This window comes from Pseudovibrio axinellae (assembly GCF_900110875.1).
In the GTDB taxonomy this organism is placed as follows: Bacteria; Pseudomonadota; Alphaproteobacteria; order Rhizobiales; family Stappiaceae; genus Pseudovibrio; species Pseudovibrio axinellae.
This window is the reverse complement of record NZ_FOFM01000003.1, coordinates 53,844-70,001: the sequence shown is the minus strand read 5'-3', so window position 1 is coordinate 70,001 and position 16,158 is coordinate 53,844. Positions and strand designations below refer to the sequence as shown.

The 16,158-nt window shown below is 51.1% G+C and carries 15 protein-coding genes; 12 read left to right on the top strand and 3 right to left on the bottom strand.

Annotation, left to right across the window (positions count from 1 at the left end):
- The first annotated feature begins 168 nt into the window (after window positions 1–168).
- The 7 genes from hutI (at window position 169) to BMZ51_RS08770 (ending at window position 8,955) form a co-directional block, all read left to right on the top strand.
- Window positions 169–1,404, top strand: a complete 1,236-nt coding sequence (hutI, locus tag BMZ51_RS08800) for an imidazolonepropionase (RefSeq protein ID WP_068000609.1) — start codon at window positions 169–171, stop codon at window positions 1,402–1,404.
- Window positions 1,405–1,419: 15 nt separating this feature from the next.
- The gene (gene hutH, locus BMZ51_RS08795) at window positions 1,420–2,988 is read left to right on the top strand and encodes a histidine ammonia-lyase (RefSeq protein ID WP_068000612.1); all 1,569 of its coding nucleotides are present in this window, start codon (window positions 1,420–1,422) and stop codon (window positions 2,986–2,988) included.
- Window positions 2,989–3,816 carry an N-formylglutamate deformylase gene (hutG, locus tag BMZ51_RS08790; protein ID WP_068000616.1) on the top strand — a complete coding sequence of 276 codons (828 nt, stop codon included), beginning with the start codon at window positions 2,989–2,991 and terminating at the stop codon, window positions 3,814–3,816.
- An 11-nt stretch (window positions 3,817–3,827) separates the two neighbouring features.
- Window positions 3,828–5,513: a urocanate hydratase gene (gene hutU, locus BMZ51_RS08785; RefSeq protein WP_068000618.1), complete on the top strand. Its 1,686-nt coding sequence runs from the start codon at window positions 3,828–3,830 to the stop codon at window positions 5,511–5,513.
- A 115-nt stretch (window positions 5,514–5,628) separates the two neighbouring features.
- A complete protein-coding gene (locus BMZ51_RS08780; RefSeq protein WP_068000622.1) occupies window positions 5,629–6,729 on the top strand; it encodes a TRAP transporter substrate-binding protein in 1,101 nt (366 codons plus the stop codon).
- Between the two features lie 151 nt (window positions 6,730–6,880).
- Window positions 6,881–7,399, top strand: coding sequence for a TRAP transporter small permease subunit (locus BMZ51_RS08775; protein ID WP_068000838.1), 519 nt, complete (start codon window positions 6,881–6,883; stop codon window positions 7,397–7,399).
- Window positions 7,396–8,955, top strand: a complete 1,560-nt coding sequence (locus BMZ51_RS08770; RefSeq protein ID WP_082825534.1) for a TRAP transporter large permease — start codon at window positions 7,396–7,398, stop codon at window positions 8,953–8,955. Before BMZ51_RS08775 ends, BMZ51_RS08770 begins: the two co-directional genes overlap by 4 nt.
- A 53-nt stretch (window positions 8,956–9,008) precedes the next feature.
- On the opposite strand, the gene BMZ51_RS08765 is transcribed toward BMZ51_RS08770, so the two are convergent.
- Window positions 9,009–9,365, bottom strand: a complete 357-nt coding sequence (locus tag BMZ51_RS08765; RefSeq protein ID WP_068000625.1) for a winged helix-turn-helix transcriptional regulator — start codon at window positions 9,363–9,365, stop codon at window positions 9,009–9,011.
- 82 nt (window positions 9,366–9,447) lie between these two features.
- On the opposite strand from BMZ51_RS08765, the gene BMZ51_RS08760 reads away from it, so the two are divergent.
- Complete coding sequence (locus tag BMZ51_RS08760; protein ID WP_068000841.1) at window positions 9,448–9,897, top strand: GFA family protein; 450 nt, start codon at window positions 9,448–9,450, stop codon at window positions 9,895–9,897.
- Window positions 9,898–10,026: 129 nt separating this feature from the next.
- On the opposite strand, the gene BMZ51_RS08755 is transcribed toward BMZ51_RS08760, so the two are convergent.
- Together BMZ51_RS08755 and BMZ51_RS23885 are read right to left on the bottom strand one after the other, a co-directional pair.
- Entirely contained in the window at window positions 10,027–11,289 is a 1,263-nt protein-coding gene (locus BMZ51_RS08755; RefSeq protein WP_068000628.1) for a NupC/NupG family nucleoside CNT transporter, read from the bottom strand.
- A 75-nt stretch (window positions 11,290–11,364) separates the two neighbouring features.
- Complete coding sequence (locus BMZ51_RS23885; RefSeq protein WP_139201364.1) at window positions 11,365–11,619, bottom strand: hypothetical protein; 255 nt, start codon at window positions 11,617–11,619, stop codon at window positions 11,365–11,367.
- A gap of 247 nt (window positions 11,620–11,866) precedes the next feature.
- Here BMZ51_RS23885 and BMZ51_RS08750 point away from each other — a divergent pair, with 247 nt between their 5' ends.
- The 4 genes from BMZ51_RS08750 (at window position 11,867) to phnE (ending at window position 16,157) form a co-directional block, all read left to right on the top strand.
- On the top strand, window positions 11,867–12,793 hold the full coding sequence (locus BMZ51_RS08750) for a LysR substrate-binding domain-containing protein (RefSeq protein WP_068000631.1): 927 nt from the start codon (window positions 11,867–11,869) through the stop codon (window positions 12,791–12,793).
- A gap of 702 nt (window positions 12,794–13,495) precedes the next feature.
- Complete coding sequence (gene phnD / locus BMZ51_RS08745) at window positions 13,496–14,470, top strand: phosphate/phosphite/phosphonate ABC transporter substrate-binding protein (protein ID WP_068000634.1); 975 nt, start codon at window positions 13,496–13,498, stop codon at window positions 14,468–14,470.
- Between the two features lie 68 nt (window positions 14,471–14,538).
- Complete coding sequence (phnC, locus tag BMZ51_RS08740; RefSeq protein WP_068000637.1) at window positions 14,539–15,345, top strand: phosphonate ABC transporter ATP-binding protein; 807 nt, start codon at window positions 14,539–14,541, stop codon at window positions 15,343–15,345.
- Window positions 15,342–16,157, top strand: a complete 816-nt coding sequence (gene phnE, locus BMZ51_RS08735) for a phosphonate ABC transporter, permease protein PhnE (RefSeq protein WP_068000640.1) — start codon at window positions 15,342–15,344, stop codon at window positions 16,155–16,157. The genes phnC and phnE overlap by 4 nt, the downstream gene beginning before the upstream one ends.
- Window position 16,158: the final 1 nt, after the last annotated feature.

The window sequence follows — 16,158 nt, the reverse complement described above, 5'->3', positions numbered from 1 at the left end:
ATATCACCAAAAAGTTCATTTCACCGCAGAATTTAGCGATATAATGAGACCTCAAAGGTGTGTATGCTTGTCAAATACTCACATTGCACATTTTTTATGTATAGACATTATATGATTTCCATGTAGGTTTTTAATGAAGTGAATTCACGTGGAATTTTGGGAGGGTCCATGACACGCGGGCGAACCGTACTCACCAATGTCAATGCTGCAACTTTGCAGTCAGACACACCAGGCTATGGCCTAATCTGTGATGCAGCTATTGCATTGGAAGGTGACAAAATCTGCTGGGTTGGGCCTAAAGACGACTTGCCCACAAAGTGGCGAGCGCTCCCGCAAGTAGATCTAGGTGGACGCCTTGCAACACCTTCTCTCATCGATTGCCACACGCATATTGTTTACGGCGGTTCGCGGGCTCGTGAGTTTGAAATGCGCCTTAACGGCGCAACTTATGAGGAGATCGCCCGGGCTGGTGGCGGCATCCGCTCGACTGTGGCAGCAACCCGCGCTGCAAGTGAAGATGAGCTGCTGGCATATGCGCTGCCTCGTGTGGATGCATTGCTGCGTGAAGGGGTTACGCTGTTAGAAATCAAATCCGGCTACGGACTTGATTTAGATAGCGAACTGAAGATGTTGCGTGTTGCGCGCAAGATAGGCACGCTGCGCCCTGTTCAGGTTCTCACAACCTTCCTTGGAGCTCATGCTTTGCCGCCTGAATATGAAGGGCGAAGCGATGAGTATATCGACTTTGTTTGTGATCAGGTTCTCCCAGCGGTTCAATCTGAAGGTCTGGCCGATGCCGTTGATGCATTTTGTGAGGGCATAGCTTTCTCACCGGCGCAAGTTTCTCGCGTATTTGATCGTGCCCAAGAGCTGGGCTTGCCTGTTAAAATTCACTCCGAACAACTCTCTAATCTCGGCGGCACAACCATGGCCGCGCACCATAAGGCATTGTCTGCCGACCATCTGGAGTACTTGGATGAGGCTGGCGTTCAGGCCATGAAGGATGCAGGCACCGTCGCTGTTCTTCTGCCCGGTGCTTTCTACTACCTTCGTGAAACACAGCATCCCCCTCTCCAGTTGCTGCGAGATGCGGGGGTTCCGGTCGCTTTGGCAACGGACGCCAATCCAGGATCCTCCCCGCTCACCTCGCTTCTGCTTTGCATGAACATGGCTTGCACGCTGTTTTGCATGACGCCGCAGGAAGCACTGGCTGGGATTACGCGCAACGCGGCACTTGCACTTGGGCAGCAGGACAATTGCGGTACGCTGGAAGCAGGTAAAAACGCAAATATTGCTATTTGGGATGTGACCGAGCCAGCTGAACTGGCCTACCGCATCGGGTTCAACCCTCTCAATCGCCTGTATTTCCTCGGCAAAAACATCACAAAAACACACGTAGCTTAAGCACTGAGGCACCCTATGAGCACTCCCCCACACGCAACACCAAAAGAAACGCTGGTTCTAAAGCCAGGTGAAATCACCTTGCTTCAGCTCAAACAAATCTTCCGCTGCGAGGCCAATGTTGAGTTGGACCGGTCTTTTAAATCCGGAGTGAAACGCGCCGCCGCGATTGTGCAGGCTGCGGCACAAGGTGATAGTCCTGTTTATGGCGTAAACACTGGCTTTGGGAAGCTGGCGTCCGTTAAAATTCCGGCGCATGACACTGCCACATTGCAGCGAAACCTTATTCTCTCTCACTGTTGCGGTGTTGGTGATGTGCTGCCCGAAAATATTGTACGCCTTGTGATCGTGCTTAAACTGGCATCCCTTGGACGTGGCGCTTCTGGTGTTCGCTGGGACCTGATTGAATGCCTTGAGCAAATGTTGGCTCACAACGTTGTACCTGTTGTTCCGGGCCAAGGCAGTGTTGGGGCTTCTGGTGACCTTGCCCCACTTTCCCATATTGCTGCGGTGATGATTGGTGAAGGGGAAGCCTTCTTTGGTGGTCAGCGAGTCTCAGGCAATGAGGCGATGCAGCGTGCTGGTATCCAGACTATTCAGTTGCAAGCCAAAGAAGGGTTAGCGCTCATCAACGGTACGCAGGTTTCAACTGCACTTGCTCTGGCAGGGCTCTTCCAAGCACACCGCCTTGCACAGACCGCGCTTATTACCGGAGCTATGTCAGTTGACGCGCTTATGGGCTCTGGCGCTCCGTTCCGTCCGGAAATTCATGAGCTTCGTGGCCACAAGGGGCAGATTTCAGCTGCGGCTACAATCCGCGAGTTGATGAGTGGTTCTGCCATTCGAGAAAGCCACCGCGATGATGATGAGCGGGTGCAGGACCCCTATTGTATGCGGTGCCAACCGCAGGTGATGGGCGCGTGTCTTGATATGCTGGCAAATATTGGGCGCACGCTGGAGATTGAAGCCAATGCGGTAACTGACAACCCGTTGGTATTTGCAGATGGCTCCATTGTTTCTGGTGGTAATTTCCATGCAGAACCGGTTGCCTTTGCAGCAGACCAAACGGCGCTTGCCATTTCTGAAATTGGAGCCATTACACAGCGGCGCATTGCAACACTGGTTGACCCTGCCCTGAACTACGGCTTGCCACCATTCCTAACACCTAAGCCGGGCGTCAACTCTGGCTTTATGATCGCGGATGTGACCTCTGCGGCGCTTTACAGCGAGAACAAGCAGCGGGCGGCACCCTGTTCTGTTGATTCCACCCCGACCAGCGCAAATCAGGAGGACCATGTTTCAATGGCGACTCATGCAGCACGGCGTCTGATCGATATGAACGCCAACCTTTCCCAAATCATCGGGATCGAATTGTTGATGGCATCCCAAGGGATTGAATTTAGAGCTCCAGTGCAAACAAGCCCTCTTTTGCAAGATGTTCTGGCTGCCGTGCGTGGGAAAGTGGCAAGACTGGAAGATGACCGATACATGGCTCCAGACTTGGAAAAGGCTGCGGATCTGGTGGCTTCAGGCCAAATATTTGACGCAGCGCATTCTGCTGATTTCTTTGAACTTGAAGAGGTTTGAATGGCCTATTCTTTCTCTCCACTCATCAAACGTGGCGACAGCCCCATCGTGCTTGCACAGCCACATGGGGGGACTGATGTTCCCTTATCGATCTGGGACCGCTTCAATAAAGTTGGCCAAGCGCTTGCTGACACGGACTGGCACATCAACCGCCTTTATGACGGGTTGCTGGAAAGCGCTAGCGTGATCCAAACGCCGATGCATCGCTATGTGATTGATGCAAATCGCGATCCTGCTGGCGCTTCCCTCTATCCAGGGCAGAACACAACCACGCTTTGCCCGCTGACAGACTTTGATGGCCGTCCAATTTATCGCGATGGTCAGGAGCCTTCCGAGGATGAGGTGGACGCTCGCCGTGCTGAGTTTCATGCCCCCTATCATGACGCCATTGCAGAGGAACTGGAACGGGTTCGTCAAAAATTTGGTGTGGCGATCCTTTATGACTGTCATTCGATCCGTTCCAACGTTCCATTTTTGTTTGAAGGTGAGCTTCCTGTCTTCAACATTGGCACCAATGTGGGCCAGACCTGCGCACCGCTGATTGAAGCCATCACAGTAGACAGTTGCCGTCAGAACGAGAGTGTGGAGACTGTTGTTAATGCACGCTTTAAAGGCGGATGGACAACGCGTCACTACGGTCAACCAGAGACCGGTGTCCACGCCATTCAGATGGAAACAGCACAACGGGCCTATATGTTTGAGCAGAGCCCCTGGGCCTATGCTCCAGAACGCGCCCTCACGACCCGCGCCACTCTCAAAACCATTCTTACAAAGTTAGAAGCGCAGGCCCTTTCCGGGGTGTTTGCAAGCGCTAGAACAAGCCGTTAACGGAGCAGACCATGACTGACACGCTCACATCCGATCCACGTAAAAATTCCCGCGATATTTTCCCGCCAACCGGGACCGAACTGAACACGAAAAGCTGGCTGACCGAGGCGCCGCTTCGCATGCTCATGAATAACCTGCACCCGGATGTTGCTGAGAACCCGCATGAATTAGTCGTATATGGCGGCATTGGTCGCGCTGCACGAACTTGGAAAGACTTCGACACCATTGTCGATAGCCTTAAAAAACTGGAAGCTGATGAAACCTTGCTGGTTCAATCCGGCAAGCCGGTTGGCGTGTTCCGCACACACGAAAATGCCCCTCGCGTTCTGATCGCCAATTCCAACCTTGTACCTCATTGGGCGAACTGGGACCACTTCAACGAGCTGGATAAAAAAGGTTTGGCGATGTACGGCCAGATGACCGCTGGTTCATGGATTTACATTGGCTCTCAGGGCATTGTTCAGGGCACATACGAGACCTTCGTTGAGGCTGGTCGTCAGCACTATGGTGGAGATCTGAAAGGCAAGTGGATCCTGACTGGTGGCCTTGGCGGTATGGGTGGCGCTCAGCCGCTTGCTGCGGTCATGGCCGGAGCGTCTTGTCTGGCCGTTGAGTGTAACGAAGACAGCATCGATTTCCGCCTGCGCACCAAATACGTCGATGAGAAAGCCAAGACGCTTGATGAAGCGCTGGAGATGATTGAGCGCTGGACTGCGGCTGGTGAAGCCAAGTCTGTTGGCTTGCTCGGCAATGCGGCTGACATCTTCGCTGAATTGGTTGAGCGCGGCGTACGCCCTGACATTGTGACTGATCAGACGTCTGCTCATGACCCGATTAACGGCTATCTGCCGCAGGGCTGGACCATGGCTGAGTGGAAGGAAAAGCGCGAGAGCGATCCAAAGGCGGTTGAGAAAGCGGCCCGCGCATCCATGAAAGTGCATGTGAAGGCGATGCTGGACTTCCATGAACGCGGTATTCCGACTGTTGATTATGGCAATAATATCCGCCAGATGGCATTTGAAGAAGGCTTAGAGAACGCCTTTGACTTCCCGGGGTTTGTTCCTGCCTATATCCGCCCGTTGTTCTGTAAAGGGGTTGGCCCATTTCGTTGGGCTGCGCTTTCTGGCGATCCAGAGGACATCTACAAGACAGATCAGAAGGTGAAGGAGCTCATCCCGGATGATCCGCACCTTCATAACTGGCTGGAGATGGCGCGGGAGCGTATCTCGTTTCAGGGACTGCCGGCTCGTATCTGCTGGGTTGGCCTTGGACAGCGTCACCGCCTCGGTCTTGCGTTTAACGAAATGGTTCGCAACGGTGAACTAAAGGCTCCCGTCGTCATTGGACGAGATCATCTGGATTCAGGCTCTGTTGCTTCTCCAAACCGCGAAACTGAGTCCATGATGGATGGCTCTGATGCTGTTTCTGATTGGCCGCTGCTTAATGCGCTGCTGAACACTGCTTCTGGTGCAACATGGGTATCGCTGCATCATGGCGGTGGTGTTGGCATGGGCTTTTCCCAGCATTCCGGCATGGTGATTTGTTGTGACGGAACGAAAGAAGCTGATGAGCGTGTTGGCCGAGTGCTGTGGAATGACCCCGCGACAGGTGTCATGCGCCATGCGGACGCAGGCTACCAATTGGCAATTGATTGCGCCAAGGAGAATGGTTTGAACTTACCTTCGTTAGGCAAGTAACAGTTTCAGAGCGGTAAATGGAGAGTACCGTTCTGAAACTTCAAGGTTTTGGTGAAACCGATAAGGGACCACCTGGTTGGCCCTTTTTCATCTAATTTTTTTGAGGGGAAAAATTATGAAGAGACGTGACTTTTTAAAAGGCGCAGGTGTTGCCGCAACTGGCGCTGTTGCTGCTTCAGCTCTGGCTGCTCCTGCAATGGCTTCTGACAAAATTAAATGGAAGATGGTCACTTCTTGGCCGAAGAACCTTCCAGGTCCTGGTGTTGCAGCGCAGATGCTGGCAGACCGTATTACCATGCTCTCTGGTGGCCGCATTGAAGTAAAGCTTTATGCAGCAGGTGAGCTGGTTCCTGGTCGTGGTGTGTTTGATGCAGTATCGGAGGGGACTGCAGAACTTTACCACTCCGTTCCTGCTTATTGGGGCTCCAAGTCCAAAGGCTTCCTGTTGTTCGGTTCTCAGCCATTTGGTTTGACTGCGGACGAACAATACGGCTGGATGGCGCATGGCGGTGGTCAGGCGCTCTATGATGAGATGTATGCGCGCTTTAACCTGAAGCCGTTCCTGTGTGGCAACTCAGGCCCACAGGCAGCTGGTTGGTTCCGCACCGAGATCAACTCTGCTGAAGACCTGAAAGGTCTGCGTTTCCGTACCACTGGTCTTGCATCTGAAATGTGCACCAAGATGGGCATGGCTGTTCAGGCAATGGGTGGCCGCGACATGTTCCAGGCGCTGCAGACAGGAACGCTGGATGCAGGCGAGTTTATCGGCCCATGGACTGATTCAGCTCTGGGCTTCTATCAGGTTGCCAAAAACTACTACTTCCCGGGTGTTGGTGAGCCTTCTTCGGCTGAAGAGTGCGCAATGAACTCCGAGGCTTACGCCGCGCTTCCTGATGACTTGAAGCAGGTTGTCGCGTTTGCCTGTTCCTCGCTCTACAATGATGTTTGGACTGAGTACACGACCAATCATGCAAAAGCTCTGAAGAAGATGGTTGCCGAAAAAGGCGTTGTCGTGCGCAATATGCCAGAGGACGTTATTCTGGCAATGGGCAATGCTGCTGGTGAAGTGATTGGCGAGTTACGCCAAAACGATGATGAGCTTGTAAAGCGCATCACTGAAAGCTTCCTCACCTATCGTGAAGCCATGAAGGAATACAAACCTCTGGCAGACAACGGCCAGATGAACATGCGCCTTATGGACATCAACTACGGCTAACGCGCTGGATTGCCTTTGTACTTGGTGCAAGGCTATCTCCTTCGTTGACCTAAGGACGGCACTCCCGTGAGCGCCGTCCCTTCCCCGTGCTTTTGCCTCCATGCTTTTGCAGGACAATAAGAATGCGCTCTTGCCTGATCGGATAATGCCGATGACTTCTATTATTTCTAAACTTGATGCCATCAACCGCATCGTTGGGCACACCATCTGTTGGTTTGCTCTCATCATGTTGCTGTTGCAGTTCGCCATTGTGCTGCTGCGCTACCTATTTGGCATCAGCTACATCTTCCTTGGAGAAGGCGTGTTGTATATGCATGCCGCCATTTTTATGCTTGGCGCCGGGTACACACTCCTGACTGATAAACATGTACGCGTTGATATTTTCTATGGTCAGGCGAGCCAAAAAACAAAAGCCGTGATCAATATCATCGGAGCAGTTTGCTTCCTTCTGCCAACCGTTGGCTTGTTGCTATGGGTAAGCTGGCCTTTTGTTTCCAACAGCTGGAAAATTTTGGAGGGACCGATCTCTGTTGGCGGCATCCCTGCAAGCTTCCTGCTTAAAAGCCTAATCCCTGCATTTTGTATTTTGCTGATAACCCAAGGGGTTTCTGGAATATTGCGCGACATCTTGTTCTTGACCGGCGTCCCTGTTGAGGAGCCTAAGCTGTGACTGAGTTTCTCGACATTTTCATGTTCGCGGGATTGTGCCTTGCCATCCTGCTTGGCTACCCTGTTGCTTTTACGATTGCCGGTGTTGCAGTCATTTTTGCTGTTATCGGAGCGATGACGGGAGCATTCGACACTGGTCTGCTGGGCGCTCTTTCACAACGCATTTTCGGCACAATGACCAACACAGTGCTGATCGCAATTCCGCTGTTTGTGTTCATGGGACTTGTTCTGGAACGCAGCCGGATTGCGGAAGACCTGCTGGAAGAGATGGCAAAGCTCTTTGGCTCTTTGCGCGGTGGTTTAGGTATTTCTGTTGTCTTGGTCGGCGGGTTGCTAGCCGCCTCTACAGGCATTGTTGGCGCAACGGTTGTCACCATGGCGCTGATCGCTTTGCCGACCATGCTGCGCAACGGATATGATCCAAAGCTTGCTGCTGGAACTGTGTGCACGGCTGGTACACTTGGTCAGATTATTCCGCCGTCCACTCTGCTTATTATCCTGTCTGAAGTTATGTCCAACGCCTATCAGCAGGCACAGTTTGCCGAGGGTAAGTTCACCGTCGAGACGATCAGCGTAGGGCAGACGTTCGCGGCCGCCTTGATCCCCGGCCTGATGCTGGTTGGTGTTTATATCGTCTATATCCTAGTGCGTGCATATTTCCAGCCCAGTGTTGCACCGGCAATGGACCAAGAGCTTCTTGGAAAGACTTCTGCTTCACGAGTTGCATCCGTGCTGGTTCCCCCTGTTGCGTTGATCATTGCGGTGTTGGGCTCCATTCTTGGTGGTGTTGCAACACCTACTGAAGCAGCGGCGGTTGGCGCTGTCGGGGCCTTGTTGCTTGCTGGCTTCCGTCTCAGCAACGGTCACTCAAACATGCTTCTGGCAGCAAGTGTTGCAGCGCTGCTGCTTGTTATCTTCCTTGCAAGTTCAACCACTATTCGGTTGCAAAAGAACGACCTGACAGCGATGGATTGGACCTTGGCAGCTGTATCTTCCGCGCTGCTGGCAGTGGGGGTGAGTGGCCTTATTCAGAGCGTCATGCGGATGTGGCGTGCCAAGCTCCTTGCTCCTGTTATGACAAATACACTGTCCATTTCAGCTATGATCTTTGCAACGATCATCGGGGCAAGCGTCTTCTCATTGATCTTTCGTGGGTTAGGCGGCGATGTGCGTATTGAAGAGCTGATCTCTGCGATGCCTGGTGGGGAAGTCGGAGCCCTGTTGTTCGTGATGGCTCTTATCTTCGCACTTGGCTTCTTTATGGACTTTGTGGAGATTTCTGTGATTTTGCTGCCAATCGTGGGACCAACACTCTTGATGATGGGCTTTGACCCAATCTGGCTCTCCGTCATGATTGCCATTAATCTGCAGACCAGTTTTTTGACCCCGCCCTTTGGGTTTTCGTTGTTCTACCTGCGCGGAGCTGCCCCGCCGGAGATCACAACTGGCATGATCTATAAGGGCGTACTCCCTTATATTTTACTCCAGATCGTTGGCATGGGGCTGGTCTGGTCTTTTCCAACGATCGCGACCTGGTTACCGTCAATGCTCTTTTGAGCCAGAAGCGTTCTGTGATTTTCAAAAAGGCTGGGCTGTGCGTCCAGCCTTTTTTATGTTCGCTTCTCCATAAACTTCTCAGGAGCGACCCAAGTCTCCGGCATATGCTTATTTGCCCATCGGCACATTTCTTGAAGCACTGGCAGCATGTCCCTGCCCTGATCCGTCAGTAGATATTGATAGCGTTTGGGATTTGACTGATAGAGTTCCTTTTGCACCAACCCGGTGGCTGACAGCTGATTGAGGCGAACAGTCAACACACTGGTTGTTATCTTCTCTGGCGAGTTTAGGAATTCTGAGAAGGTTTTCTTACCGTTGAACATATCCCGCAGGATCAAGAGACTCCAACGATCACCCACGATATCAAGCGTATTCGCGATGGGGCAGCCGGAACGGATTTCGGTTGACATACCGCCATTCTCTCCTATTGTGAATAGTGACTTGCAATTCACAAGTCACTAAAACATATCAATACTAACAATGGATAGTATCATGGAAACTGCATTTACAGGGTCCTGCCTTTGCGGGAATGTACAGCTGAAATCAAAAGTAATGCCGCAGATCACCGCGCATTGTCACTGTGATGACTGCCGTAAGTCCTCTGGAACCGGACACTGCACGCATGCGGCGTTGCCGAAAGAGGCTGTTGAAGTGACTGGCGAGCTGACACGTTATGCAAAACCAGTTGATAGCGGTAATGTTGTGACACGCTGCTTCTGCCCGACGTGCGGCAGCGCTGTCTACTCTCTCAATTCGTCAATGAGCGAGCTGATTTTTGTTCGTGCATCCACTGTTGACCAGCCAGAAATCATCGAGGCACAGGTAACTGTCTACGCCAGCAGAGCACCATCCTGGGACGAAATCGACAAGACACTTCCAGCGTTCCCGGAAATGCCACCACAAGGTGCAGAAAAAATAATTGAAGAAGGGGCAAGCAGCTAGCACGTCTCACTTGGGGGAGTGTGTGAGGGATAGGTAGCCTACTCGAATTTGCTTGGGTCTTTCACAAATAGGAAACGGGAGAAGCCAAGCTCCTCCCGTCACAGGCAATATAAGGAAAGGAAGAAACCTTTACATTGCCAGGGAGATAAAGATACCCGCGATTGCAGCACTCATAAGGTTTGAGCAGGTTGCCGCCAACAGTGTGCGAGGACCGTATTTTGCGATGAAGTTTGTACGACTTGGAGCCAGAACACTCAGGCCACCGATGAGGATGCCCATTGAGGAGATGTTCGCAAAACCACACAATGCAAACGAAACGATTGCCTTGGTCTTTTCCTGAATAACAGGCAGACCCATTTCCATCGCCGCTGAATCTACGAGGTAGTTCTTCAGGTCTAGGTAGGCAACGAACTCGTTTACGACCAGTTTCTTACCGATCAATGAGCCAGCTACACCGATATCAGCCATCGGAACGCCGAGCAGGTACGCGATTGGAGCGAAAACCCAACCAAGGATCATTTCCAAGGAAAGCTCAAAGCCAGCAATATCGCCAAGGCCGCCAAGCATCATGTTAACCAGAGCGATCAGACCGATCATCGCAACAAGGTTTGCACCGATTGCGCCTGCAAGCTGCAAGCCATTCATCGCGCCTTGACCAGCGGCAGCCAGCACGTTTTCTGGTTTGTCTTCACTAAAGCTAACAGCCTTATCGACTTTGTAATTTACATCTTTGGTTTCTGGCAGGATCAGTTTTGCAAAGAGCAGACCACCTGGAGCAGCCATAAAGGAAGCTGCAAGGAGATACTCGATCTTCACGCCCATTAATGCATAACCGCCCAGCACGGTACCAGCGACAGATGCCATACCACCACACATGATAGCAAAGAACTCACTGTCGGACATCTTTGGCATGTATGGCTTCACAACGAGCGGAGCTTCAGTTTGGCCCACAAAAACGTTGGAGACTGCTGACATGGATTCTGCTTGGGAAATACCTAGCAATTTTGCCATGCCACCGCCGATGAAGCGGATAACAATCTGCATAATGCCCAAGTGATAAAGCACTGCAATCAAAGCGGAGAAAAAGATAACCAGACACAGAACGTTAAAGGCAAATACAAAGCCGACAGTATCGGAAAGATTGCCATTGGTCAGGTTACCAAAGAGGAAGTTGACGCCAGAGCGACCACTGTCAATTACGCCTGCAATGCCCTTGGACATTCCATGGAGCATTGCGCGGCCAGCAGGTACATAAAGCACGAAAGCGCCGATACCAATCTGCAGCGCAAGAGCACCACCTACTGTGCGAAGTTTGATCGCTTTGCGGTTGGTAGAGACCAACAGAGCAATAACAATCAGAGTTGCGATGCCTAGAAAACCTGTTGCGAACATGTGAGCTCCTCCCAGAGGCTCTGAGAAATGTTGTTGTTTATGATTGGGGAGATTTCTAGATGTACTGGAAGGCGACTAACCGTACCCGCCTATCGGTGGGAAGTTGAGATGGCCACCCGCATCCAACAAATGCTTTGTCGTTGAGAAACAACGAGAAACATCTGCGACTGTAAAACCTTCAAGTACATAATCGGGAACTGATGCGTCAGACAAATCACTTACCGTGGAAGTTGGTGCGTAAGACCGATCAAACGTCATGGGATTGAGGCACAGAACTGGCCAAGCACATTCGCCCTGCCTGGGCGGAATTGTGGACTGACCGGATTTCATAATTTGCCTCACCTTTTAATAAATTCCCTTTGGTGAGCAGCAACCTAGTTACTTAAGAGGCATTTATTAAGTTTTTTAAATACATCAATCGTTTCGAACTTCGAAACGAACTATAAAATATTACGTAGAAAACCGATAAAAATACGGATTATTTCGTAGATCATAGTTCTTACAGAACTTATATGGTAGAGACAGTAGAATTATCCGGGCAGCAACCTAGAACAAGATAAAAAAAACAAAAAAATTCATGCACGATCTCATCAATTCAGGCCGCATTACTTTGCGGATGCTTCGTTACTTCCATCAAGTTGCAGTAAGTGGTCACTTTGGCCGCGCAGCGGAAGAACTGCATATTTCCAAATCGCCTATGTCTATTCAAATTAAAGAGTTGGAGGGCGCTCTCGGGCTTTCGCTTTTTCATCGGGACTCGCGAAATGTATCTTTAACGGCAACAGGGCGTGCGCTTAAACTTGAATGCGAGCAAGTTTTTAATGCCTTGGATAACGCGATTACCAATACGCAGCGACAAGGACGCGCAGAAAACTCCACCCTTAGCATTGGGATCGTCAGCAGCGCTTTTCTCGATGGATTTGCCAACCTTCTGTCAGACTTTAAGGCCAAACACCCAGACTGTTCACTTAATTTTACAGAGCTGGCACCAAATCAGCAGAAAGAAGCGCTCCACGGCGGGGTTGTTGATTTAGGTATTTGCCGATACGTTGACACGCTCAATGAGCCTACATTGAACTCACGCGTTTTGGTTAAAGAGAATCTTACGCTTGCTGTACCAAACACTCACCCCCTCAAAGACCGACGTTTGGTTGCTCTGGCAGAGCTTAAAGACGAGGAAATCGCTGTTCTCGACCGCACGATATCCAACTCAACCCCGTTTCTTGTTTCCAAATGTAAAGAGCACGGGTTTTATCCAAAAATGACTTTTGAGGTTCAAGAACCCAGCACCTTGCTTGCGCTGGTTGCCTCTGGACAGGCCATTGCGTTGGTAAGTGATTGTTTCCGAAGCCAGAAGTCCAAGAACGTACGCTTCATTCGGCTAAAGGAAGAGATCCCTGCGGACCTTTGCGCGATCTATAAAAAGAACTACCAGACTCCCATACTCAATAAGTTCCTGCAATTCATCGAGTTCGACTACAAGCCGCAAGTCGGAGAGACCTGAGTAGGTATGCTCCGCCAACTCCTGAGTACCAGCAGCTCACATACATAGGTCATCACTCCCGTTCATTTGCCGATGCCTTTGCACGTTAGCAGGGCGTGTAAGTGCGGGTTATAAGCGTCGTGTGCTACCCGCCAGAAGGTACCTCCGCCATCATTGAACCTTGGGCAATAAGGCGATCAATCCTTTGTCAAAACTGATCGCTAAATCTCAATTGAGAAGCCCCCTCGTTGCCACCTGAATCAAAAAACTCTGACTTGCGGGTATTTGCGAGGTCATTTGCGAACGCAAGTTCACTCATTTGCGAATGTGCACCCGACACCCCAATCATTTTGGCACCACTTACTGGATTTGTGCAGTGCGTCACTGCCCTGCTCGATAGAAGCTGGTGGAAGGATCTTTCACAAAATTGATTCGAAAAAAAGCGAATCACTTTCACTAAATGCGACGACGAAATAATACGCAAAAAAACGAACTTAAACGAAAATGAGCATTTTGTGAGGTTCAGAACGCCACAGGATCTTACTTCATTGAGTTTATGTCAATGGAATCCACTTTAATTTGCCATTTTATTAGATGGCAAAGCGGAACTTGTGGAGAGAAAACAATTTCTAGGCGGTGTAGCCTTCGCAGTCTATAGAGTAAAACCGCTTAGGGCCTATTACGAATAGGTTCGTAAAAATGAAACTCCTGGGAGGGATTCCAATGACATTTTTGAGAAGTGCCGCTGCTGGCGCGCTCGCAACTGCCATGTTCGCTGGCGGTTCTGCATTTGCTGCCGATTGCGCAGATCGCGGTGCACTTGATGTAATGTACTGTGATGCAAATGGTGACATGGTTGCTGATGCACCGGCTGCTGACGAACTGGTTAACCCAGGCACACTGGTCTTTGCTTACACACCAACCGAGGATCCTGCTGTTTACGCTGACATCTGGGAGCCTTTCATTAATCACTTGGAAAAGGTGACTGGCAAGCGCGTTCAGTTCTTCCCTGTTCAGTCCAACTCCGCAGAAGTTGAAGCCATGCGCTCCGGCCGCTTGCACATTGCAGGCTTCTCTACGGGCCCAACCCCGTTTGCTGTGAACCTGGCTGGCGCTGTTCCGTTTGCGCTCATGGGCTCTGACGAAGGTGAGTTCGGTTATAAGCTACAGGTTTATACCCGTAAGGATTCCGGTCTCAACACAATGGAAGACCTGGCAGGCAAGCGCATCGCGCATACTTCGCCAACATCCAACTCCGGCAACCTGGCTCCACGTGCGCTCTTCCCGAACCTGGGTATTACCCCAGAACAGGATTACGACGTTGTGTATTCCGGCTCGCATGACCAGTCCATGCTGGGTGTTGTCGCAGGCGACTACGATGCTGCACCAGTAGCCTCTGAAGTGGTTGATCGTATGGCCGACCGCGACCTGTTCGACAAGGAAGATGTAAAAATCATTTGGGAATCCAATCCGTTCCCGACCACGTCCTTCAACTACGCTCACAACCTTGATCCAAAATTGGTCGAGAAAGTTAAAGAAGCTTTCTTCTCCTTCGACTTTTCTGGAACAACGCTGGGTGAAGAATTCTCCGGTGTGAGCAAGTTCATCCCAATCACTTACAAGCAAGACTGGTCTGTGATCCGCGAAATTCAGGCTGCCAACGGTGTTAGCTACACACCTGAAGGTCTGAAGAAGTAAGATCTAAGCTGGAATATACGAATGAATCGGAGGCGTTCTCGCCTCCGGTCTGCATTCTGGAGACTGACATGTTAAAAATCACCGATCTGGTCAAGCGTTATGACACCGGCCAGCCTGTTCTCAAAAACCTTAACCTAGAAATCAAGGGCGAGAGCGTTGTCTCGATCATTGGGTCTTCTGGAGCTGGTAAGAGCACGCTGCTGCGCTGTATCAACCGACTGGTCGAGCCTAGCTCTGGCCAAATTCAGTTGAACGGAACCGACTTGACCAGCCTTAATCGCAGTCAACTGCGTAAGGCACGCCATAAAATCGGCATGGTTTTCCAGAGCTTCAACTTGATTGACCGTTTGACAGTTATGGAAAACGTGCAGTCTGGCCGACTGGGTTCCCTGCCCACTTGGCGGGCTATTGCACGTAAGTACCCAAAAGAAGACATTCGTCGCGCCTATGAGCTGATGGACCGTGTGGGCATCGCCCATTATGCGGACAAGCGCGCAGACGAGCTTTCTGGTGGTGAGCGCCAGCGTGTGGGTGTTGTACGTGCACTGATGCAGGAACCAGAGATCCTGTTGGCTGATGAGCCAACCGCATCCCTTGATCCAAAGACCAGTGAACAGATCATGGGCTTGCTTCGTGACCTTTCCCGCGAATTCGCGTTGCCTGTTCTGATCAACATTCACAATGTGACTGAAGCCAAAGAATATACCGACCGTATTGTTGGTATGCGCTATGGCCGCATCATTTTTGATGCGCTTCCTTCCGACCTAGATAAAGATGCGATGGACAGCATTTACTCAGGCACACCGGCTGCTGACCGTGGTGCTGATGTTCAGCAATCCACTGTCTCGGGAGACGTGGGAGCTGTCGCAACATGAGCAAAGCAGACACGCAAAAACAACTTGTGCGTGATACGTGGCAAAAGCCACCGTTCATCGCCAACCCCTATATCCGGTGGGGGGTTATAATTGCAGTTCTCGTATACTTCGGTTTTACCCTCGTTAACCTGCCAATCGATTGGAACCGCGCCAGTCAGGGCCTCACTCGCGCAGCACGCATCTTCAACGGAGCGTGGCCGCCAAGCTTTGAGCGTGGAGGCCTGCTGCTTAACGGCTTCCTTGAAAGCCTCAAGATAGCAATCCTGGCAACCGTGGGCGGAGTCGTTCTCTCCATTCCTATCGCTTTCATGGCCGCACGGAATGTGGCTATTAAGCCAGTTTACTTTCTTGGCCGTGCTATCATTATTGTTGCCCGCAGTTTCCACCCGGTCATTGTTGCCATTATCTTCGTTAAGGCAGTTGGATTTGGACCGTTTGCCGGTGTCCTGACCTTGATTGTATATTCAGTTGGCTTCGTTGCGAAAATGCTGGCTGAACGCATTGAGGAAATCGACTTCGGGCAAGTGGAAGCTATGCGCTCTGTGGGTGCGCCATTCCTCTCCACGTTGATCTACGCAGTCTTCCCTCAGATCATGCCGCGCCAGATCGGTCTGACGATCTACCAGCTGGACAGCAATCTACGTGCGTCTGCTGTTGTGGGCATTGTTGGAGCAGGTGGTATCGGAGCAACGCTCGCCAATGCTTTCGGCCGCTACGATTATGACTTTGCCTTGACCATTACCTTGGTAATCATCGGCGTCATTCTTGTCAGTGAAGCCATCAGCGGTCAGATCAGGAAGTCGATCAAATGAG